Source organism: Streptomyces sp. NPDC048111 (assembly GCF_043202815.1).
Taxonomy (GTDB): Bacteria; Actinomycetota; Actinomycetes; order Streptomycetales; family Streptomycetaceae; genus Streptomyces.
The window spans coordinates 178,906-200,622 of sequence record NZ_JBIDBD010000006.1 but is presented as its reverse complement, the minus strand read 5'-3'; the positions used below and the strand labels follow the sequence as shown (position 1 = coordinate 200,622).

15 protein-coding genes are annotated in these 21,717 nt (G+C 73.1%); 7 read left to right on the top strand and 8 right to left on the bottom strand.

Annotation, left to right across the window (positions count from 1 at the left end):
- Positions 1-43 precede the first annotated feature (43 nt).
- The 5 genes from ACGF3I_RS14090 to moeZ all read left to right on the top strand — a co-directional run bounded on the left by ACGF3I_RS14090 (position 44) and on the right by moeZ (position 6,029).
- Complete coding sequence (locus ACGF3I_RS14090) at positions 44-1,756, top strand: DUF3492 domain-containing protein (RefSeq protein ID WP_393131560.1); 1,713 nt, start codon at positions 44-46, stop codon at positions 1,754-1,756.
- Positions 1,753-2,910, top strand: a complete 1,158-nt coding sequence (locus ACGF3I_RS14085) for a hypothetical protein (protein ID WP_393131558.1) — start codon at positions 1,753-1,755, stop codon at positions 2,908-2,910. Before ACGF3I_RS14090 ends, ACGF3I_RS14085 begins: the two co-directional genes overlap by 4 nt.
- 144 nt (positions 2,911-3,054) lie before the next feature.
- Positions 3,055-4,023 carry an NAD-dependent epimerase/dehydratase family protein gene (locus ACGF3I_RS14080; protein ID WP_393131556.1) on the top strand — a complete coding sequence of 323 codons (969 nt, stop codon included), beginning with the start codon at positions 3,055-3,057 and terminating at the stop codon, positions 4,021-4,023.
- Positions 4,011-4,787 carry a spherulation-specific family 4 protein gene (locus ACGF3I_RS14075; RefSeq protein WP_393131554.1) on the top strand — a complete coding sequence of 259 codons (777 nt, stop codon included), beginning with the start codon at positions 4,011-4,013 and terminating at the stop codon, positions 4,785-4,787. The genes ACGF3I_RS14080 and ACGF3I_RS14075 overlap by 13 nt, the downstream gene beginning before the upstream one ends.
- Before the next feature lie 63 nt (positions 4,788-4,850).
- A complete protein-coding gene (moeZ, locus tag ACGF3I_RS14070) occupies positions 4,851-6,029 on the top strand; it encodes an adenylyltransferase/sulfurtransferase MoeZ (RefSeq protein WP_393131552.1) in 1,179 nt (392 codons plus the stop codon).
- Between the two features lie 120 nt (positions 6,030-6,149).
- Here moeZ and ACGF3I_RS14065 read toward each other — a convergent pair whose 3' ends face one another.
- The 7 genes from ACGF3I_RS14065 to ACGF3I_RS14035 form a co-directional block, all read right to left on the bottom strand.
- On the bottom strand, positions 6,150-7,739 hold the full coding sequence (locus tag ACGF3I_RS14065) for an alpha/beta hydrolase (RefSeq protein WP_393131550.1): 1,590 nt from the start codon (positions 7,737-7,739) through the stop codon (positions 6,150-6,152).
- Positions 7,740-7,857: 118 nt separating this feature from the next.
- A complete protein-coding gene (hemG, locus tag ACGF3I_RS14060) occupies positions 7,858-9,294 on the bottom strand; it encodes a protoporphyrinogen oxidase (protein WP_393131548.1) in 1,437 nt (478 codons plus the stop codon).
- Positions 9,291-10,469 (bottom strand): TIGR04053 family radical SAM/SPASM domain-containing protein, encoded by a 1,179-nt coding sequence (locus ACGF3I_RS14055; RefSeq protein ID WP_393131546.1) that lies wholly within the window; start codon positions 10,467-10,469, stop codon positions 9,291-9,293. The genes hemG and ACGF3I_RS14055 overlap by 4 nt, the downstream gene beginning before the upstream one ends.
- Positions 10,466-11,191, bottom strand: a complete 726-nt coding sequence (gene narI, locus ACGF3I_RS14050; RefSeq protein ID WP_393131544.1) for a respiratory nitrate reductase subunit gamma — start codon at positions 11,189-11,191, stop codon at positions 10,466-10,468. Before narI ends, ACGF3I_RS14055 begins: the two co-directional genes overlap by 4 nt.
- The gene (gene narJ / locus ACGF3I_RS14045) at positions 11,191-11,853 is read right to left on the bottom strand and encodes a nitrate reductase molybdenum cofactor assembly chaperone (protein WP_393131542.1); all 663 of its coding nucleotides are present in this window, start codon (positions 11,851-11,853) and stop codon (positions 11,191-11,193) included. Before narJ ends, narI begins: the two co-directional genes overlap by 1 nt.
- Entirely contained in the window at positions 11,850-13,370 is a 1,521-nt protein-coding gene (gene narH, locus ACGF3I_RS14040; RefSeq protein ID WP_393131540.1) for a nitrate reductase subunit beta, read from the bottom strand. The genes narJ and narH overlap by 4 nt, the downstream gene beginning before the upstream one ends.
- A gap of 1 nt (position 13,371) precedes the next feature.
- On the bottom strand, positions 13,372-16,989 hold the full coding sequence (locus ACGF3I_RS14035) for a nitrate reductase subunit alpha (RefSeq protein WP_393131772.1): 3,618 nt from the start codon (positions 16,987-16,989) through the stop codon (positions 13,372-13,374).
- A 342-nt stretch (positions 16,990-17,331) separates the two neighbouring features.
- Here ACGF3I_RS14035 and ACGF3I_RS14030 point away from each other — a divergent pair, with 342 nt between their 5' ends.
- Positions 17,332-18,084: a YwiC-like family protein gene (locus ACGF3I_RS14030; protein WP_393131538.1), complete on the top strand. Its 753-nt coding sequence runs from the start codon at positions 17,332-17,334 to the stop codon at positions 18,082-18,084.
- A 19-nt stretch (positions 18,085-18,103) separates the two neighbouring features.
- Here the strand turns inward: ACGF3I_RS14030 and ACGF3I_RS14025 are convergent, their stop codons facing one another.
- Complete coding sequence (locus ACGF3I_RS14025) at positions 18,104-21,019, bottom strand: flippase-like domain-containing protein (RefSeq protein WP_393131536.1); 2,916 nt, start codon at positions 21,017-21,019, stop codon at positions 18,104-18,106.
- Between the two features lie 194 nt (positions 21,020-21,213).
- Here ACGF3I_RS14025 and ACGF3I_RS14020 point away from each other — a divergent pair, with 194 nt between their 5' ends.
- Complete coding sequence (locus ACGF3I_RS14020) at positions 21,214-21,672, top strand: MGMT family protein (protein ID WP_393131534.1); 459 nt, start codon at positions 21,214-21,216, stop codon at positions 21,670-21,672.
- Positions 21,673-21,717: the final 45 nt, after the last annotated feature.

Genomic DNA, 21,717 nt, shown 5'->3' with positions numbered 1-21,717 from the left:
TGGTCAACGGCGGCCGCCCACAAGGGAGATCGGGGGTGCGCACATGAGGATCGGACTGCTGACGGACGGCGGATATCCGTACACGACCGGCGAGTCGAGGCTGTGGTGCGACCGGCTCGTGCGCGGGCTCGCGCGGCACGAGTTCGACATATTCGCGCTGAGCCGCAGCCGCGCCCAGGAGGAACAGGGCCTGGTCGAGCTGCCGCCGCAGGTGCGCCGGGTGCGCACCGCCCCGCTCTGGGCCGCGCCCGAGCGGCGCCCCGCGCACCGCCGCCGCGCCGGGCGCGCCTACGGGCGCCGCGAGCGCCGGGAGTTCGCCGCCCACTTCGGACGGCTCGCCACCGCCGTGTGCGGTACGGGAACCGAAGGGGCCGACGCGTTCGCCGAGGGGCTCTACGGTCTGGCCGACCTCGCCCGCGAGCAGGGCGGACTCGGTGGCGAGCTGCGCGGCGAGACGGCCGTGCGCACGCTGGAGGCCGCCTGCCGCGCGCCCGGCGCCAACCGCGCGGTCCAGGCCGCCCGGGTCCCCGACCACCTCGCCTTCGCGGACCTGCTCGACCGCGCCCTGGGCCCGCTCTCCCTCGACTGGTACGGCGACGACGCGCTCGGCGCCGTCGACCTCAGCCATGCCGCGTCCGGCGGCCGCGCCGCCCTGCCCGGGCTCCTGGCCAAACGCTTCTGCGGGGTCCCGCTCCTGGTCACCGAGTACGGAGTCCAGCTGCGCGCCCAGTACCTCGCCCATGCCCAACTCCCGGCCCCCGTAAGGGCGTTGCAGGCGGGCTTCGAGCGGCGCCTGGCCGCCGAGGTGTACGCGCGGGCCGAACTGGTGACCCCCGGAAACACCCACGCGCGCCGCTGGCAGGAGCGCTGCGGCGCCGACCGGGCCAAGCTGCGCACCGTCTACCCGGGCATGCCGGCCGACCGCTTCCACGCGGTGGGCGAGGGCGCCTACGGCGGGGACCCGCACACCCTGGTGTGGGTCGGGAGGATCGAGCCCGCCAAGGACCTCGTCGCCCTGCTGCACGCCTTCGCGGAGGTGCGCCGGGCGGAGCCCGAGGCGCGGCTGCGGCTCATCTCGGTGCCCGTGCGCGGCGCGGAGGCCGTGAGCTACCTCGCGCACTGCCGCAACCTCGCCGCCCAGCTCTTCCCCGACGAGGCCGCCGACGCCCACGCCGTCGGCGACAACCCCGTCTCCTTCGAGGAGATCGGCGGCGCCGAGGCCCCCGAACCCGCCGACGCCTATGCCGCCGGAAGCGTCGTCGTCCTGTCCAGCGTCGTGGAGGGCTTCCCGCTCAGCCTGGTCGAGGCCATGTTCTGCGGCCGGGCCACCGTCTCCACGGACACCGGAGCCGTCGTCGAGGTCATCGGCGGTACGGGCCTGGTGGTGCCGCCGCGCAACCCCCGCGCCCTCGCCGACGCCTGTGTGACGCTGCTGCGCGACCCCGAGCGGCGCGCGCGCCTGGGCGCCGCCGCCCGCGCCCGCGCGCTCGAACTGTTCACCGTCGAGCAGAACCTCGCGGCATTTCGCGGCATTTACCTGGAACTCATGTCGCACAACCCGGTCCACCGCGAGAACCCCGACGCGGCGACCGCCCCGCAACCCTTCGCGCACCCCGCCGAGGCCCATGTGCCCGGACGCTGGGCGGCCCCGACCGCGGCCCGTCTGACGTCCGCCGCGCCGCACCGGGCCGCCGGGCCGCTCGCCTTCCTGGCCCAGCAGCGCCTCGGCACCGCGGAAGAAGGTGCCGGCGCATGACCGACCTGCCCCCCGCCCCCGCCGACGGCCCGGCCCGCGAGGCCCTCTCCGACCAGCCCGCGCGCCGGACCGGCCCCGCCCCTGCCCGGACCGCTGCCGGTCCCACCCCTGCCCGGCGCGGTCCCGCCGACCCGGTCAAGGCGCTCATGCACCGCCACCGCGAACTCTGCGAACGCGCCGTCGACCCGCTGGAGATCGCGGCCGGCCTCGAAGCGCACGGTGTCACCGACCGGACCGCCGCGCGCTTCCGCCACCGCGACGTCTTCTCGCTGGCCGAGGAGCTCTACGCCCGCGTCCCCCGAGGCGCCGAAACCCCGGACGAGGCACGGGAGTTGGGGCATGCGCGGGCCGGATGGATTCTGTGGGCGCTGCTGCCCGGGCCGGTCTGCGCCTTTGCCGTCGCAGGCGTTCGGCTCACCGACGGCTGGGGCCGCCTCGCGGCCGGCGTGCTCGGCGCCGTCGTGCTCGCCGCGGTCCTGGTCCTGGCCCTGCGGCGCGGCCCGCTGCGGGCGGGCCCGGGTGACAGGACCGCCGCCCGCATCGCCGCCTGCTGCCTCCTCGCGTACGCCGTCGGCGGTGACGGCCTGCTCGCCGACGCCGTGCGCGGCGGACCGGACGGCGCCTGGCCGCTCGACGCGGCGGCGGCCACCGGCCTCGCCCTCGCCGTGGCGCCCGCGGCCGGATGCGCCCGGCTCTTCTCCGTACAGGCCCGCAGGAAGCTCGCCTCCAGCCGCGGCCTCGCCGAGTTCTCGGGCCGGTCGAGACCGCTGCTCCTGGCGACCGCGGCGCTCTTCCTCGCCGGTCTCGCGGCGTGCCTGACGCTCACTCAACTGCTGTACCACGACGGCCTGTTCGTGCCCGCGTGCGCTCTCGGCATGCTGCTCTGGCTCGCCCGCCTGCTCGCCGCGCACGGCTTCTCCGGCGCCGCCACCAAGGTGCTGGTCGTCGCCGCGTACGCCGAACTGGCCGCCCTGGCCTCCGTGTTCACCGCCCGGCTGCCCGGCTGCGCCCTCGTCGGGCGACCGGTCCACGCCGCCGTCCAGACCTGGGGGCCCGGGTCCGTGCCCGTGCTCGTGTGCGGAGCCGCCGCCCTCGCCCTGCTCGTCCGAGCCGCCGCCGTCCTGGCCCGCGCCTCGGCCCACTGTGACCAGTGAGGCGCCCGACCGACCGCGCCCACCCCACCGAAGCGCCGACCCCGCCCGTCCGCCCCAGGAACCGGCGGGAAGGCAATCGAAGGAGAACGACATCATGACCGCCCTGCCACCGGCCTCCCGCCGTCCGCACGGAAGGACCGCGCGATGAGGGTGCTGCTGCTCGGAGCCAACGGATACCTCGGCCGGTTCGTCGCCGACCGGCTGCTCGCCGACCCCGCCGTGCAGCTCACCGCCCTCGGGCGCGGCGACGACGCCGACGTACGGTTCGACCTCGCCACCGGCAGCCCGGGAGCCCTGACCCGCTTCCTGGACGCCGTGCACCCGGGGGTCGTCGTCAACTGCGCGGGGGCCACCCGCGGCGGCGCCCGCGAACTGACCCGGCACAACACCGTCGCCGTCGCCACCGTCTGCGAGGCCCTGCGGCGCAGCGGCTGCGGGGCGCGTCTGGTGCAGATCGGCTGCGCGTCGGAGTACGGGCCCTCGCAGCCCGGATCCTCCACCGCCGAGGACGCGGTGCCGCGGCCCGGCGGCCCGTACGGCGTCTCCAAGCTGGCCGCCACCGAACTCGTCCTCGGCTCCGGCCTCGACGCGATCGTGCTGCGCGTCTTCTCGCCCGTCGGGCCCGGCACCCCGGCCGGCTCCCCGCTGGGCCGGCTCGCCGAGGCGATGCGGCGGGCCATGCAGTCGGGGGACGGTGAACTCAAGCTCGGCGGGCTCGGCGTGCAGCGGGACTTCGTCGACGTACGCGATGTGGCGCGGGCCGTGCACGCCGCATCGCTCTCCGCCGCACAGGGCGTGGTCAACATCGGGACCGGCCGCTCGGTCAAACTGCGTGACGCGGCGGCCGTCCTGGCCAGGGTCGCCGGGTACGCGGGCGCCCTGCACGAGCTCGAGGGCCCGCCCGGTCTGCGGCCGGGTCTCATCGGCTCGCCGCGCTCCGGCGAGGCCGCTCTCGAACACCTCGCCGCCGCGCCCGCCCCCTACCCCGACGGCTGCGGCAGCTGGCAGCAGGCCGATGTGCGCACCGCCCGCGACCGGCTCGGCTGGCGGCCCCGGATCAATCTGGAGGAGTCGCTCGCCGACATCTGGATGGAGGCGGCATGCCGAATCTGACCCGGCTGCTCGGCCGGCGCGCGGCGACCGGCGCCGACCGGCTCGGCATCGGTGTCCCGGGCTATGCCCACCCCCTGGTCGCCCCCATGGAATGGGCCGAACTCACGCGCCCCGGAACGCCGTTGCACTGGGCCGTGCTCAATGTGTCCGGCGGCGCCGCGGGCGGCCCCGGCAGCCGGCCGGACCCGCACTGCCTCGAAGCCGTCGGCAAGCTGCGCAACGCGGGGATCCGGGTGCTCGGCCACCTCGACACGGCGTACGGGCAGCGCCCCTTCGGCGAGCAGGTCTCCGAGGCCCACCGCTATCTCGACTGGTACCGGGTCGACGGCTTCCTGCTCGACCGCTGTCCCACGGAGCGAGACGCGCTTCCCGCCATGCGGCGCACCGCCGAGACCCTCCGGGCCCTGCGCGAGGGCGCCCACCTGGTCTTCGGGCACGGCACCCATCCGCACCCGGGATACGCGGAGGCCGCCGACCAGTTGATCACGTACACCGGGCCGTGGCACGACTACCGCTGGTCGCAGGTGGCCGAATGGACCGCCGACTACCCGCCGGAGCGCTTCTGCCACTTCGTCCACGGGGTGCCACGGCCGCATCTGGAGGAGGCGCTGAGGATCGCCCGCTGGCAGGGCGCCGGCACGATCTACTTCACGGACCGCCTGGACCACGCCCGGTGCGGAAACGGACAGATCGACCCATTCGAGGCCCTGCCCGGCTACTGGGACGAAATCGTCTCGCGGATCGGACCTGGTATCTCGGAATGAGGAGGTGCGTGGCAGTGTTACGGAGAGAACAACCGTACTGACTTACCGACCGACGGAGTTTCCGTGTCGCTGCCACCCCTGGTCGAGCCAGCAGCTGAGCTCACCGTAGACGAGGTCCGCAGGTATTCGCGCCACCTGATCATCCCCGACGTCGGGATGGACGGGCAGAAGCGACTGAAGAACGCGAAGGTGCTCGCCGTGGGCGCCGGCGGGCTCGGCTCCCCGGCCCTGATGTACCTGGCCGCCGCCGGTGTCGGCACGCTCGGCATCGTGGAGTTCGACGAGGTCGACGAGTCGAACCTGCAGCGCCAGATCATCCACAGCCAGGCCGACATCGGCCGCTCGAAGGCCGAATCCGCCCGGGACACGGTCCAGGGCATCAATCCGTACGTGAACGTGATCCTCCACGAAGAGCGGCTCGAAGCCGAGAACGTGATGGAGATCTTCAGCCAGTACGACCTGATCGTCGACGGCACGGACAACTTCGCGACCCGCTACCTCGTCAATGACGCGTGCGTGCTGCTCAACAAGCCGTACGTGTGGGGCTCGATCTACCGCTTCGACGGCCAGGCCTCGGTGTTCTGGTCCGAGCACGGCCCCTGCTACCGCTGCCTCTACCCGGAGCCCCCGCCGCCGGGCATGGTCCCGAGCTGCGCCGAGGGCGGCGTCCTCGGCGTGCTCTGCGCCTCCATCGGCTCCATCCAGGTCAACGAGGCCATCAAGCTCCTCGCGGGCATCGGCGAGCCGCTGGTCGGCCGGCTGATGATCTACGACGCCCTGGAGATGCAGTACCGCCAGGTCAAGGTCCGCAAGGACCCGGACTGCGCGGTCTGCGGCGAGAACCCGACCGTCACCGAACTCATCGACTACGAGGCCTTCTGCGGCGTCGTGTCCGAGGAGGCCCAGGAAGCGGCCATGGGTTCGACGATCACTCCGCGGCAGCTCAAGGAGTGGATCGACGGGGACGAGAAGATCGAGATCATCGACGTCCGCGAGCCAAACGAGTACGAGATCGTCTCGATCCCGGGCGCGAAGCTGATCCCCAAGAACGAGTTCCTGATGGGCACGGCCCTCGAAGCCCTGCCCCAGGACAAGCGCATCGTCCTGCACTGCAAGACGGGCGTCCGTTCGGCGGAGGTCCTCGCGGTCCTCAAGTCGGCCGGCTTCTCGGACGCCGTCCACGTGGGCGGCGGCGTGATCGGCTGGGTCAACCAGATCGAACCGGAGAAGCCGATCTACTAGGCGCCGGACACGCACACCGCGGGCCGCCCACGAGCGCTCGCACGGTTCCCCGCGACCCCGCAAGGGGCGCGGGGAACTGCGCGAGCGGCCCCCGCCGGCCCGCGGCCGGACAGGCGCGCGCTACTGGCAGACGGCTCCGGCCGAAGGCACCTTTCCTTCCAGGAGGTAGCTGTTCACCGCGTTCTGCACGCACTTGTCGCCGCTGTTGTACGCCCCGTGCCCCTGCCCCTTGTACGTGAGCTCCACGCCCACGCCCGGGCCCAGCTTGTCGACCATGTTGCGGGCGCCCGCGTACGGCGTCGCGGGGTCACCGGTGTTGCCGACGACGACGATGGGGGCCGAGCCCGGCGCGCTCACGTCGGGCGTGGTCCACTGCCCGGCCACCGGCCACTGGGAGCAGCCCATCAGGCCCCAGCCCATGAAGTCGCCGAACACGCGCGAGGCCGCGCGGAACTCCGGCAGCTTGGCCTTGGTCTGCTCCAGTGAGTAACGCTGTTTGAAATCGGCGCAGTTGATGGCCGCGTTGGCCGCCTGGATGTTGCTGTACGTGCCGTCCTTGGCGCGCCCGTTCATCGCGTCCGACAGGACCAGGAGCAGCGCGCCGTCACCGCCCTCGGCCTCGTCCACGCCCTGTTCGAGCAGCGGCCAGTACTCCTTGGAGTACAGGGCCTGCGCGATGCCGTTGGTGGCCTGGGTCCGGGTGAGCGAGCGGCCGCTGTTGCCCGCGGGGATCGGCTTCTTGCCGAGCCGGGCGAGCAGTTGCACGACGACGTCCTCGACCTCCTTGACGTTGGCGCCGCGCAGCAGGCACTTGTCGCCCCGGTCCACGCAGTTCTGCGCGAAGTTGTCGAGGGCCAGCTGGAAGCCCTTGGCCTGGCCGATCGCGCCCTGCTCGACGTCGCTCGTCGGGTCGACGACCCCGTCGAACACGGCGCGTCCGACGTTCTGCGGGAACAGGTGCGCGTAGACACCGCCCAGTTCGGTGCCGTACGAGATGCCCATGTAGGACAGCTTCGGGTCGCCCAGGACCTGGCGCATCAGGTCCATGTCGCGGGCCGCGCTGGTGGTGCCCACATGGGGCAGCACCTTGCCGGAGTTGTCCTGGCAGGCGGTGGCGAACGACGCGAGCCCCTCGACGTACGCCTTCTCCTGGGCGGCGTCGTCGGGGGTGGCGTTCTGCGCGAAGTAGGTGTCGAGCTGGGAGTCGTTCTCGCACTGCACGGGTGCGCTCGCGCCGACGCCGCGCGGGTCGAAGCTGACCAGGTCGTACCGGGCGCGCAGCGCCTTGTAGTCGGTCGCCGCGGCGGGCAGCGTGGTGACGCCCGAGCCGCCGGGCCCGCCGAAGTTGAAGATGAGCGAGCCGATGCGGTGGGCCCGGTCGGTGGCCTCGGCGCGGATGAGGGCCAGGTCCAGCGTGCCGGCCTTGGGGTCCGCGTAGTCGAGCGGCACCTTCATGGTGGCGCACTTCCACTCGCCGCCGCCGGGCGGCGGCGAGGGCGCCGGGCCCGTGCCCTCGGCCGCGGTGGGGGCCCGGCACGCCTTCCAGTCCAGCTTCTGGCCGGCGAGCCCGGCCGGGTCGGCGTTGCCGGCGGTGAGCCCGCCGTCGTCCTTCGCCCCGGAGGAACAGCCCATGGCTGTGGCGAGCAGTACGGCGGCGCCGAACGCGGCGGCGGCCCGGGTCCGGGTGCGCGGGGCAGGGTGACGTTCCATGCCCCCCATCCTGGGCGGGGACGGCGGGCGGTGCGCGTGGGGCGCGGCGATGGGGGGAGCCCCCGCACCGCGCGCGGCATCCACGTCCGTGGCCGGGCTCCCGCGCCGGGCCGTCCGCTCAGCCCGCCGGCGCCACCCGCGCGCCCTCGCGCACGTCCTCGCCCGGCCCCCCGCTGTCCGGCGCGCCCAGGGCCTCCGCCACCCGGCGCGCCGCCGCGAACCCCGTCGCCACGCAGGCGGCGATGCCCACGCCCTCGTACGCCGCTCCGCACACCTCAAGGCCCGGCAGGCGTGCCACGTCCTCGCGGATGCGGGCCAGCCGTGCCGCGTGGCCCACGGTGTACTGGGGCAGACCGCGCTCCCAGCGGGTCACGCGGGCCGCCAGCGGCTCGCCCGTCGGGCCCGCCGCCAGGTGCAGGTCGTGCAGGGCGGTGCGCACGAGATGGCGGTCGGGGCGGTCCACCAGGTGCTCCTCGCCGGCCCGTCCGATCGAGGCGCGCAGCAGGAAGAGGTGCGGCGCGGCCTCGGCCTGCCAGCGCCATTTGCTGGAGAGGAAGGTGGCCGCCTTGACCGTGAGGCCGTCCACCGGCGGCACGAGGAAGCCGTTGCCGGAGGGCAGCGCGTGGGCGCCGGGCCGGTCGCGGACGAAGGCCATCGTCACCACGGCCGTGCTCGCGTACGGGATCGCGGACAGCGCGGTGTGGGCGGTCGGCGCGTGCGGGCGCAGCAGGGCCGCCGCCGCGAAGGCGGGCACCGCGAGGATGACGGCGTCGGCGGTGAGCAGCAGCGGGCCGTCGGCGGTCGCCGCGTGCACCCGCCAGGTCCCGGACGCGGTGCGTTCGAGGGACCGTACGGCCGTACCGGTCAGGACGCGCGCCCCGCTCGTCCGTGCGACGGCGAGCGGCAGCCGCTCGGTGCCGCCCGCGATGCCGCGCACGAAGGAGCCGCTGGGGCGCGGCCGGCCGCCGATGGCCGGGAGCAGGGGACCGCCGCGCGCGGCGAGCGCCGCGACGCCCGGCATCGCCGAGCGCAGCGACAGCGCGTCCGTGCTGCCCGCGTACACGCCGCCGAGCAGCGGCTCCACCAGGTGGTCCACCGCCTCGCGGCCGATGCGTCCGCTGAGGTAGGCGGAGATCGCGACGTCGTCGGTGACCGGCGGAGCCGGGCGGTCCGGCTCCGCGCGCAGGAAGGCGAGGCCCTCCTCGGAGAGCAGACCCGTACCGGCGAGCGCCGCCGGATCGGACGGGATGCCGAGGAGGTGCCCGGGCGGCATCGGGCGCAGCGCCCCCCTGGTCCACACGGTCACCGGCGCGGGCGCCGGGTCGCTCAGCGCGTCGCCGAGCCCGACCGCCTCGGCGAGCTCGACGGCCTCCGGGCGCAGCGCCATCACGGACTCCGCGCCCTCGTCGACGGCCACCCCGGCCAGCCGCCCGGTGCGCAGCTTGCCGCCGATGCGCGCCTGGCTCTCCAGGACGGTGACCTCGGCGCGTCCCCGCAGCTGCCAGGCGGCGGCGAGGCCGCTGATGCCGCCGCCGACGACGATGACCGATCTCATGGTGCCACCTCGCGGAGGTCGTCCTGATGGGGGAAGCCGCCGGGCTCGTACGCGCACCACGGGTCGGCGGCGAGCACGTCGCCGGTCAGCCCGTACGCCCGTGAACGGGAGCCGCCGCAGACGGAGTTGAACTCGCAGCGCCCGCACTTGCCGCGCAGCAGCGCCGGATCGCGCAGGGTGGTGAACAGGGCCGAGCCGCGGTAGATGTCGGCCAGCGGGTGGTGCCGCACATTGCCCGCGGACAGGGGCAGGAAGCCGCTGGGGTGGACCTCGCCGGTGTGCGAGACGAAGACGAAGCCGCGGCCCGACGACACGTCCATCGGAGGCCTGCGCACCGCACGGCCCGGGCCCTCGAAGAACCCCAACTCGCCCGCCCGCGCCATCAGTTGGCCGTACAGCGGCCCGACGGCGGGCTGTTGGCCGTGGCGGGCCAGGATCGCGCGCTGGAGGGCGACGCGGCGGAAGTGGTGGCCCTCGGTCGTCTTGGTGGCGATCACCGAGCCGCAGTCGTACAGGAAGTGCAGGACGTCCTCGATCTCGTCCGGCGTCAGCGCGTCCAGGTGCGCGCCGCGGCCGGTCGGCACCAGGACGAAGCCGGACCACAGCATCGCGCCCTCGCGTCGGACCAGCGCCGCGATGTCGGCGAGGTCGGGCAGGGCGGTGCGGGTCACGGTGGTGTTGATCTGCACCTTGAGGCCGAGTTCGCGGGCCGTGCGCCAGCCGTCCAGGGTCCAGTCGAAGACGCCGTCCACGCCCCGGAAGGAGTCGTGGCGGGCGGCCGTCGAGCCGTCCAGGGACAGCGAGAGCGCCACCGCGCCCGCGTCCCGAACGGCCGTGAGGTTCGCGCGGTTCAGGGTCGGGGTGCCGGACGGCGACACGGCGACCCTCAGACCCAGCGAAGTCCCGTACGCCACCAGGTCGTTGAGGTCGGGCCGCTGGAAGGGGTCGCCTCCGGTGATGACGAACAGCGGGCCGGGTGTGCCGAACGCGGCGACCTGGTCCATCAGCCGGCGGGCGTCCACCCCGCCCAGCTCGCCCGGGTCGCGGTCCGGCCGCGCCTCGGCCCGGCAGTGCGCACAGGCGAGCGGGCAGGCCCGGGTGGCCTCCCAGATGACGATGAAGGGCCGCTCCGCCACGGCGTGGCGGGGCCGGCGCACGAGCGTCCGCCCGCTCATCGCACCTTCTCCCAGCCGCGCCGCTCCGCCCGGTTGGCGGTCAGTGACGGGTCGCGGCGCCGGTAGACGACGTAGGGGCGGAACAGGTACTGGACCGGCGCGCTGAACAGGTGCACCAGACGGGAGTAGGGGATCAGCGCGAACAGCGTGAAGCCGAACAGGACGTGCAGCTGGAAGACCAGCGGGGCCGCGCCCATCAGGTGGTGGTCCGGCTGCAAGGTGAACAGGGAGCGGAACCAGAGGGAGACGCCCTCGCGGTAGTCGTAGTCGCCGGTCGCGCCCACCGAACTCATCATCGTCGCCGTCAGGCCGAGGAAGAGCGCGCCCAGCAGGAAGGTGTACATCAGGTGGTCGCTGCGCAGCGTCGCCCGGCGCACGGCCGCCACCGTGCAGCGGCGGTACACCAGGATCGCGATGCCGCAGGCCGCCGCCACCCCGGCGACCGCGCCGGTGGACAGGGCCACCAGGTGGTAGGTGTGGTCGCTGACGCCCGCCGCGTCCGTCCAGCTCTGCGGGACGAGCAGGCCCACCACGTGGCCGAGCACGACGAAGAGCATCCCGAAGTGGAAGAGCGGCGAGCCGATGCGCAGCAGCCTCGACTCGTGGACCTGACTGGAACGGGTGGTCCAGCCGAACCGGTCGTAGCGGGCCCGCCACAGGGTGCCCGCGATGAGCAGGGCGATCGACACATAGGGCAGTACGCCCCACAGGATCAGGTCCATCAGAATGCCTTCCTCTCGGGGAAGCCGGGCCAGGGCAGCTCGACGCCGGGGCCGGGCGGTCCGGCGCCCGGCCCGAGCGGTTCGAGGCCCACGCTCTCCCGGGGCGGGCCCGCCTTGGCCAGCGCCTTGGCCTCGGCCTTCGTGGCGGGTGAGGTGCCCGGCAGGGTCGCGCACACCGCTTCGAGGACATCGGCGTACGGGGTGCCGGTCTCGGTCAGGGCGAGCCGCAGCAGTTCAAGACCGGCGCGGTGCTCCTGGAGCAGCTCGGTGCCCGGCTCCTCGTGCCGGCCCGCGAACTCCAGCACCGCGGGCAGGAAGTCGGGCAGTTCCTGGCCGCCGAACTCCAGGCCGTGGTCGCGGTAGAGCCGCTTGAGCCCGACCAGCGAGAGACCGCGGCGCCGGGTGTCGCCGTCGGTCCACCACGTCAGGTACAGGCAGCGCCGGTTGCGGGTGTCGAAGGTGGACGTGTAGTGCGCGGCCAGATCCAGGGGTTCGGTGACGGCCGCCACGTCGAGGAAGGCCTGGAGCCGCTCGGCCGCGGAGTCCGTACTGCCGTCCAACGCGGCGTTCAGGAGCGGCAGTTGTGCGTACAGCTCCTCGTCGGGGTAGCGCAGGCAGCGGGCCGCGACCAGACGCAGGACGGCCGGGTTCTCGGGGGTCATGCGCTCCTCCGGGTGGGCGAGAGGTTCAACAGGACGCGCCCCGGGGCCGGTTCGCCGACCGGGCAGGTGTCGTCGAGCGGATGCGAGTCGGCCAGGGCCTCGGCGTCGGCGCGGGCCGCGCTCGGCACCACGTACCGGTCCTCGTACTTGGCGATGGCGAGCAGCCGGAACAGGTCCTCCATCTCGGTGCCGGTCAGACCGACGGCGGTGGCGATGGACTCGTCGCGCTCCTCGCCGAGATTGACGCGCCGCATGTAGGCGCGCATCGCGGCCATCCGGCGCAGCACCGCCTCCACGGGGTAGGGGTCGCCCGCGGTGAGGAGTTCGGCCAGGTACTCCACCGGGATCCGCAGCGCGTCGATCGCGCCGAACAGGTTCCCCGCGTCCTCGCCGTCGTGCCCGCTCGCGGCGACCGCCTCGACGACCGGCGAGAGCGGCGGCACGTACCAGACCATCGGCATGGTGCGGTACTCCGGATGCAGGGGCAGCGCCACCTGGTAGGTGGCGATCAGGTCGTACACGGGGGAGCGGCGGGCCGCCTCGATCCAGTCGTCGGTGATGCCCGAGGCCCGCGCGGCGGCGGCGACCGCCGGGTCCGCGGGGTCGAGGAAGCACTCCAACTGGCTGGGATACAGGTCGTGTTCGTCCTCGACGGCGGCGGCCTCGGCCACCTTGTCGGCGTCGTACAGCATCACACCGAGGTAGCGCATCCGGCCCACGCAGGTCTCCGCGCAGACGGTGGGCAGGCCCACCTCGACGCGCGGGAAGCAGAAGGTGCACTTCTCGGCCTTGCCGGTGGAGTGGTTGAAGTACACCTTCTTGTACGGGCAGCCCGTCACGCACATCCGCCAGCCGCGGCAGTCGTCCTGGTCCACCAGGACGATGCCGTCCTCCTCGCGCTTGTACATCGCGCCGGACGGGCACGAGGAGACGCACGCGGGGTTCAGACAGTGCTCGCACACCCGCGGCAGATAGAACATGAAGCTCTGCTCGAACTCGAAGCGGATCTTCTCGCCCACCTCGTCGCGGATCTTCTCCACGAGCGGGTCGAGCGGGGCGTTGCGGGGGGCGCCACCCAGGTTGTCGTCCCAGTTCGGGCCCCACGCGATGGTGTCGAGGGGCTCGCCGGTCAGGCCGGACACGGGCCGGGCCACCGGCAGGTCGTCGCCCGCGGGGGCGTCGATCAGGTTCTTGTACTCGTAGGTCCACGGCTGGTAGTAGTCGTCGATCTCCGGGAGTTCGGGGTTGGCGAAGACCTGGCCGAGCCGCTTGAGGCGGCTGCCGGCGCGCAGCCGCAGCCTGCCCGAGCGGGTGCGCTCCCAGCCGCCCTTCCACTTCTCCTGGTCCTCCCAGCGGCGCGGATAGCCCTGGCCGGGGAGGGTCTCGACGTTGTTGAACCAGACGTACTCGGTGCCCTGCCGGTTGGTCCACGCCTGCTTGCAGGTGACCGAGCAGGTGTGACAGCCGATGCACTTGTCGAGGTTCATGACCATGGCGATCTGGGCCAGGACGCGCATGTCAGAACTCCACCTTCTGGTCGCGGCGGCGGATGACGGTGACCTCGTCGCGCTGGTTGCCGGTCGGGCCGAGGTAGTTGAAGGCCCAGGTCAACTGGGCGTAGCCGCCCACCAGATGGGTGGGCTTGAGCATGATCCGGGTGAGTGAGTTGTGGATGCCGCCGCGTCTGCCGGTCTTCTCGGTCTTCGGCACGCCGACCGTGCGCTCCTGCGCGTGGTTCATGTAGACCGTGCCGGCGGGCATCTTGTGCGAGACGATCGCGCGGGCGGTGACCACGCCGTTGCGGTTGACCGCCTCGATCCAGTCGTTGTCGTCCACGCCGATCGCCGCGGCGTCCTGCGGGGACATCCAGATCGTCTGACCGCCGCGGCCCAGCGTCATCATGTAGAGGTTGTCCTGGTACTGGCTGTGGATCGCCCACTTGTTGTGCGGCGTGAGATAGCGGACGGCGACCTGCCTGCCGTCCGTCGAGCCGAGCTCCGGCTCCCCGTACAGGCGGTGCATGTCCAGCGGTGGCTTGTAGACGGGCAGCGCCTCGCCGACCTCGTGGATCCAGTCGTGGTCGAGGAAGAAGTGCTGACGACCCGTCAGGGTGTGCCAGGGCTTGAGGTGTTCGGTGTTCACGGTGAACGCGGTGTAGCGCCGTCCGCCCGACTCGCTGCCCGACCACTCCGGTGAGGTGATCACCGGTTCGGGCCGGGCCTGGGTGTCCGCGAAGGTGATGCGCCTGCCTTCGGCCTCGGCGGCCAGCTGGGCCATGGGCTGCCCGGTCTTCTTCTCCAGGGTCTCGAAACCCTGCATGGCCAGACGGCCGTTGGAGGTACCGGAGAGCGAGAGGATCGCCTCGCAGGCCCGCTGCGCGGTGTCGAGCCGCGGCCTGCCGCGCGCCGCGCCCGAGCGCACCAACCCGTTCTTCCGCCCCAGGTACGCGACCTCGTCCGCCACGTCGAAGGTGACCGCCTTCGTGGTCACACCCAGCTCGTCCACCAGCGGGCCGAGCGCGGCGAACTTCTCGCCGACGGCGCCGTAGTCCCGCTCCACGACCGTCAGGTTGTACATGGTGCGCCCCGGCACCGGCTCGCACTCACCCTTGGACCAGTCGAGCGCGACACCGCCGGGCTGCGCCATCTCGCCGCCCGGGGTGTCGTGCTGGAGCGCGGTCGCGACCACGTCCCGGCGCACCCCGAGGTGCGCGCCGGCCAGTTCGCCGAAGCGCCGGGCGATGGCGTGGAAGGCGTCGTAGTCCGAGCGGGCCTGCCACGGCGGGTCCACGGCCGGGGTGAAGGCGTGCAGGAAGGGGTGCATGTCGGTGGAGGACAGATCGTGCTTCTCGTACCAGGTGGCGGCCGGCAGCACCACGTCGCTGAGCAGCGTCGTGGACGTCATCCGGAAGTCCATGGCGAGCAGCAGGTCGAGCTTGCCCTCGACGTCCTCGGGGTGCCAGGCCACGTCCCGCGGGGCACACCGCGGTCCGTCGTCGGGGAGGTTGGAATGGGTGCCCAGCAGGTGCTTGAGGAAGTACTCGTTGCCCTTGGAGGACGAGCCGAGCAGATTGGCGCGCCAGACGTTCAGGACGCGCGGCCAGTTGCGCGGCGCGTCCGGGTCCTCGCCCGCGAAACCGAGCCGCCCCGCGGTGAGTTCGTCCACCACGTGCTGGACGGGGTCGGCGGCCTCGCCGAGTTCGAGCGGGTTGCGGTCGAAGGTCGGGTAGGACGGCATCCAGCCCATGCGGGCCGAAGCGGCCAGGCAGTCGGCGCCGGTCATCCCCTCGAAACGACCCTCGGCGAGCGGCGAGGCCAGCGACTCGGCGGGCAGCGTGTCGTAGCGCCACTGGTCGGTGTGGAGGTAGAACCAGCCCGCGCCGATCATGTGCCGGGGCGGCCGGGTCCAGTCGGAGGCGCTCGCCAGGGTGGCCCAGCCGGTGACCGGGCGGCACTTCTCCTGCCCGACGTAGTGGCCCCAGCCGCCGCCGTTGCGGCCCTGGCAGCCGGTCAGGGTGAGCAGGGCGAGGAAGGCCCGGTAGATGGTCTCGGAATGGAACCAGTGGTTGGTGCCGGCCCCCATGAGGATCATGCAGCGGCCCCCGGACTTCTCGGCCGTCTCGGCGAACTCCCTTGCTATGCGTACCACTTGGGCGGCCGGGACGGAGGTGAGGGTCTCCTGCCAGCCGGGCGTGCCCGGCGTCGCCGCGTCCTCGTACGAGGCGGGCCAGTCCCCGGGCAGGCCCGGGCGGCCCACGCCGTACTGGGCCAGCATCAGGTCGAACACCGTGGTGACGGGCCGGCCGCCGATCCGGCGGACCGGAACGCCGCGGCGCACCACGCCCCGGGCCTCGCTGCCGGTCTCCTCGAAACGGGGCAGCACGATCTCGGCGCGCTCGCCGCCCGGCTCGTCGAGCAGGGTGAGGCGGGGCACGGTGTCGCCCAGGTCCAGGTTCCACTCGGGCGTCGTGCCCCAGCGGTGGCCCAACGTGCCGTTGGGGACGACCGGTTCCCCCGTCGTGTCGTCGATGAGGACCGTCTTGAACCGGGCGTTCTCGGTGTCGTCGCCGAGGTCGGCCGCCGTCACGAACTTGTGCGGCACGAGCCCGTCGTCCGTTTCCCGCAGGGAGACCAGGAACGGCAGATCGGTATAGGTGCGGACGTAGTCGGTGAAGAAAGGCGTCGGCCGGTCGACGAAGAATTCCTTGAGCACGACATGGCCCATGGCGAGTGCCAGCGCGCCGTCCGTTCCGGGGTGCGGATGCATCCATTCGTCGGCGAACTTGGTGTTGTCCGCGTAATCCGGGGAAACGGTGACGACCTTCTGGCCGCGATAGCGGGCCTCGGTCATCCAGTGGGCGTCGGGGGTGCGGGTGACGGGGACGTTGGAGCCCCACATCATCAGATACGCCGCGTCCCACCAGTCCCCGGACTCGGGCACGTCGGTCTGGTCGCCGAACACCTGCGGGGAGGCCACCGGCAGGTCCGCGTACCAGTCGTAGAACGACAGCATCGGGGCGCCGATGAGCGAGTGGAAGCGGGCGCCGGCGGCGTGCGAGGCCATCGACATGGCGGGGATCGGCGAGAACCCGGCGACCCGGTCGGGGCCGTGCTCCTTGATGGTGTGGACGTGGGCGGCCGCGACGATCTCGACGGCCTCCTCCCAACTCGCCCGCACGAGGCCCCCCTTGCCGCGCGCCCTCTGGTAGCGGCGGCGGCGCTCGGGGTCGCCCTGGATGTCGGCCCAGGCCAGGACCGGGTCGCCCAGGCGGGCCCTGGCCTCGCGGTACATCTTCAGGAGCTCGCCGCGCACGTGCGGGTACCGGAGGCGGGTGGGGGAGTAGCTGTACCAGGAGAAGGAGGCGCCGCGGGGGCAGCCGCGGGGCTCGTACTCGGGACGGTCGGGGCCGACGGAGGGGTAGTCGGTGGCCTGGGTCTCCCAGGTGATGATCCCGTCCTTGACGTACACCTTCCAGCGGCACGAACCGGTGCAGTTCACGCCGTGCGTCGAGTACACGACCTTGTCGTGGCTCCAGCGGTCCCGGTAGAAGGACTCGGCCCGGCGGCCGCCGGTGCGGTGCACGGTGCGCAGATCGGCGGAGACCTCGGCGCGGGTGAAGAAGCTGCCCGCCCGCACGAGGGCGTCGGCGACACCGGTCCGGCCTTCGCCGCCGCTTTCGTGCTGTGCCTTCTGGTGCGGCCTCTTGTGCACGGGAAACTCCTTGGGCCCGGAAAAAGAATGTGAGCGGGCCTTTCCGGACGGACTGTCGGGAAAAGCGGACGCCTCCGGACGGCCACCAACGACCTTACGCCCGCCATTTCTTGCCACCCGGGGACTTAGGTCCCGGTGGACGGTGACCTAATTCCGCAAATGTCCCGGCGCGGTGCTGAGAAACTGGGAAAAGCGCCGCGCTCGCACGGCGTCCCGTACTTTTGGTCATTTCGAGGGGGAATCGAGGGGGAGGGGAAGGTGGGCGTCATGAGCGGCGGTCGCGGAGCTGCCCGGAGCCGTTGGCTGCCGAACCAGCACGGGGCGTGGGCGATGCTCGCCGTGCCCTTCCTCGCCGGTACGTTCCTGGGCCGGCCGCGCTGGGCGCATCTGCCGCTGCTCGCGACCTGGCTGCTCGGCTATCTCGCGGTGTACCACGGCCAGCAGTGGCTGCGGCTGCGCGTGAACTCCCGCAACCCGAACGCACCGGGACGCCATGTGCGCCCGGCGCTCTGCTGCGGCGCGGGGGCGGCGCTGTGCGGCCTTCCGCTCGCGGTGGCGTACCCGTGGCTGCTGCTCGCGGCGGCGTGCGCCGCGCCGTTCCTCGCCGTCAACACCCGCTACGCGTACCGCAATCGGGAGCGGGCCCTGCTCAACGGCCTTGCCGCGGTGGTCCCGGCGTGCGGGATGCTGCTGGTGGCGCTGCGGCTGGGCGGCGGGTCGTGGGGCGCGGGGGTGGCTCCGGCGGTGGCCTGTCTGCTGTACTTCGGCGGGACCGTGCCGTATGTGAAGACCATGATCAGGGAGCGCAACTCCCGCGCGTACTACCGGGGTTCGGTTGCCTACCACGTGCTGGCCCTGATTCTTGCGGCCTGCCTGGACCCGTGGCTGGCGCTGCCCTTCACGGCGTACGCGCTGCGCGCCGCGGCGCTGCCGGGGCGGGGCCTGAGGGTGGGGGTGGTGGGCGCGGTGGAGGTGCTGGCCTCGCTGGCCCTGCTGGGGACGGTGCCGGCGGGGTTCTGAGGGCGGGGGCCGGGTGGCCCTACAACTGGCCCTTCCGTGTGAGGTAGTTGAAGCACAGCCAGCCCGGCAGCACGGGGAGCCAGAACGTCAGCAGGCGGTACAGGAGGACCGCCGACGTCGCCGTCTCGGCCGTCATGCCGGCGATCGTCAGCGCCGTGGACAGCGCCAGCTCGACCGCGCCGACGCCGCCCGGTGTCGGCGCGGCCGAGCCGAGCGCGTTCGCCGTCAGGAAGACGACCGCCACGCTCGCGTAGCTCAGCGTGTGGTCGCTGCCCGTCCCGAACGCCCGGATCGAGGCGTCGAGGCACATCACGAACACGCCCGTCAGGAGCAGCATCCCGCCGATCCCGGTCACCAGCTTCTGCGGTCGCTGGAGCACGTCCAGCATGCGCGGCACGACCCCGGCGAACAGCGAGCGCACCCGGCTCACCACGAACTTCCGCAGGAACGGGACGGCGGTGACGACCAGGATCAGGACCGCCGCCGTGAGCAGGCCCGCGATCACCGTGCGGGACGGCGACAGTTCGGAGGTCTGCTCCGTTCCGGTCACATAGCCGAAGATCAGCAGCAGCGAGATGTGCGAGGCGAGCCCGAAGAGCTGGGACGCGCCCACGCTCGCCACCGCGAGCCCCGGCCGCACCCCCGCGCGCTGGAGGAACCGCGTGTTGAGGGCGACACCGCCGACCGCGGCCGGCGCCACCAGCTTCACGAACGAGCCCGCCACCTGCGCGACGACCGCCCGCCAGAACGGCACCCGCTCGGGCACGAAGCCGAGCAGGCTGGCCGCGGCGGCGGGGTAGGAGAGCGCCGAGAACAGCACGGCCGCCGCGACCCAGCCCCACTGCGCGTTGGCGACCAGATCGCCGAACTTGATGTTGGTGAGCTGCACCAGCAGGAAGTATGCGGCGAACGCGCCCGCCACGAAGCTGATCAGCGTCTTCACCTTGATGCGTTCCAGGCGTACCGGCTCGACCGGGGCCTGCGGGCGGATCAGCAGCACCTGGTGGCGGATCTGGGTGAGCAGATCGTCCTCGTGCGCCTCGTCGAGGGCCTCGTCGATGGCCAGCTTCTCGGCCTTCTTCTCCGCCTTGACCGCCTTGCGGCCGTCCGGCGCCGCGGCGACCGCCTCGGGGTGCGCCGCCGCCTCCTTGGCCGCGGCCGCCTCCGCGGCCTTCGCCTCCCGGGCCGCGTCCGACGCGTCGAGGACCGCCTCGCGCTCGCGCTGGGCCTGTTCGCGGCCGAGCTTGCGCAGGGTCGAGCGGGTGGAGCGGCTCAGCGCGATGGGCTGGAGGAGGGGGAGGCTGTCGGCGACCGCGTCGGGGCCGAGCACGTCGAGGGCCGAGGCGACCGCGCGCTCGGCGCCGACGCGCAGGCCGAGCGTGGTGAGCAGCTGGGCCACGTCCATCCGGAGCACGAGGTCGCCGGCCGCGATCTCGCCGCCGCGCAGGTCGGTCACGATGACCCTGCCAAAACGATCCACCAGGATCGCGTCACCGGCCAGCCTGCGGTGCGCGATGCGGCGGGACTGGAGCGCCTCCACCTGCCGCCACGTCTCGCGCAGCAGCCCGTCGGTGATCTCCTCGTCGTCGAGCGAGTCCAGGGAGCGGCCCCCGGTGTGCTCGTACACCAGCATCACGGCGTCCGGGCCCAGCTCGGAGGTGGCGATGAGCTTCGGCGCGTTCGCCCCGGCCGCGATGGCCGCGTACGCGAGGAGCGCCTCCTGTTCGAGGGCCTGTCTGAGGGACTGGATCGAACGGCGGGTGGTGATGGAGCGCAGGGTCAGCCGGCGCCACACCCGGTAGAAGAAGCCCTGCGCCTGCTGTTCGCGGTCGACGACCGTGACGTCCAGGGGCGGGCCGTCCTTGAGGGTGACCAGATAGCGCCGGCCGCGCTCGCCCTGCTCCATCGAGTCGGGCACGTCCTCGGCGCGCAGCGCGCTCACCGGGTTGAAGCCGACGTGCCGCAGCCCCGCGAGCAGGGTCTGGCCGGTGGGCCGCACATTGGGCGAGCCGACCGCGTAGAGCGTGCCGTACGCGACGGTCCAGCCGATCAGGATCGTCACGATGATCGAGAACGGGGTGGTCTGCCGGCCGACCAGGACCGCGAAGGAGTTGAGCAGCAGCACCACCCACAGCGCGACCCGCCAGCGAGGTCTGCGCGCCATGCCGACGGCCGTCATGTAGGCGATGACGGGCGCCAGATAGCCGTGCACCGGGTCGGTGAGCCCGCCGGCCGGGAGCTGACGGGTCAGCGCCTCGGTGATCGATCCCGGCGCCGACTTGGCGACCCACAGGTCGGTGGCGAGCGCCACACCGTGTGCGAGCACCGCGGCCAGGACGCCGTCCGCGATGCGCAGTCCGTCGCGTTTGATCAGCCGCTCGATGGCGAAGGCGACCGGCAGGACGAGGACGGCGATGCTGGAGGCGAGCCCCGCGAGGCGGATCAGGACGTCCGGGGTGCCGGTCGTGCCCTTGGTGATGTCGTCTTCCAGGCCGGACGTGGTGCCGTGGGCGAACGCCGCGACGGCCAGCACGACGGCGATGGCGAGCACACCGGTGAGCAGCCGGAGCAGGTCCGAGGGGCGGTGCACGCGGGCGGGCAGGAGTGGCTCGTCCACGGAGACCCGCTCGACCGGCCCGGAGCCGTCGTCGCACAGGGCGCCGTTGCGCCCGTCCCCTTCACCGCATCCGGCGGAGCCCGGCGCTTCGGGGGCCGCGGGCTCCGCGTCGCCGGGGTGGCCGGGGTGGCCGAGCGGCTCGTGGTCCTCGGTGCGGGCCGGATCTCCGGGGCGTCCGGGAGCGGGGGTGCCGGTGTGCGCGGCCTCGTCCGTCGGCCCGGCCGGTTCGGACGAGGCGGACCGGCGCCCCGGATCAGGGGTGCTGTCTGCCGCCGCCTCGGGTGGCTGCACGCCCCGCTCCTTCGCTGGCTCGTCCATCTTGTCTTGGTCTCGTATCACCGCTCACCGCCCGCACGATGGTGGCATGTCCAGAGATCCCAGGGGGGCATCAGGGTGCATTGCCGAGGCGTGCGCGGTGTGAGTTGCGCCCCTTCGGCGCCGCGCGACCGCCCCGCGCCCACGACGCGGCCGGCCCGGGACGACTGTCGGTGGCGTGCGGCAGGATGGAGCGGATGAGCCAGCAACAGCGGGACCGGAGTGAGGCGCCGCCGGAGCTTCCCGAGTACGCGGAACGGGTGCTCGACGTCGCGGAGCAGATCCCACCCGGCCGGGTGATGACCTACGGGGACATGGCCGAGTGGCTCGGCGAGGGAGGCCCGCGCCAGGTCGGCCGGGTCATGGCGCTCTACGGCGGCGCGGTGCCGTGGTGGCGCGTGGTCCGGTCGGACGGCGTGCTGCTGCCCGGGCACGAACTGCGCGCCCTCGGGCACTACCGCGACGAGAGCACGCCCCTGCGCGAGGCGTCCCGCACCGCCGAGGGCCATCTGCCGCGGCTCGACATGCGCCGGGCCCGCTGGGACGGCACGGGGGGCGACGGCGGCACCGGAAACGTCACCGGCGGCACCGGAATCGGCACCGGCGCCGGCACTGACACCGGCGGCGCGGTCGGTGGCGGGGCGGCTCATACCTGACAGCTTCCGCCATCCCCGGCCGTCCGGGGCGGCCGGAGGACCGTA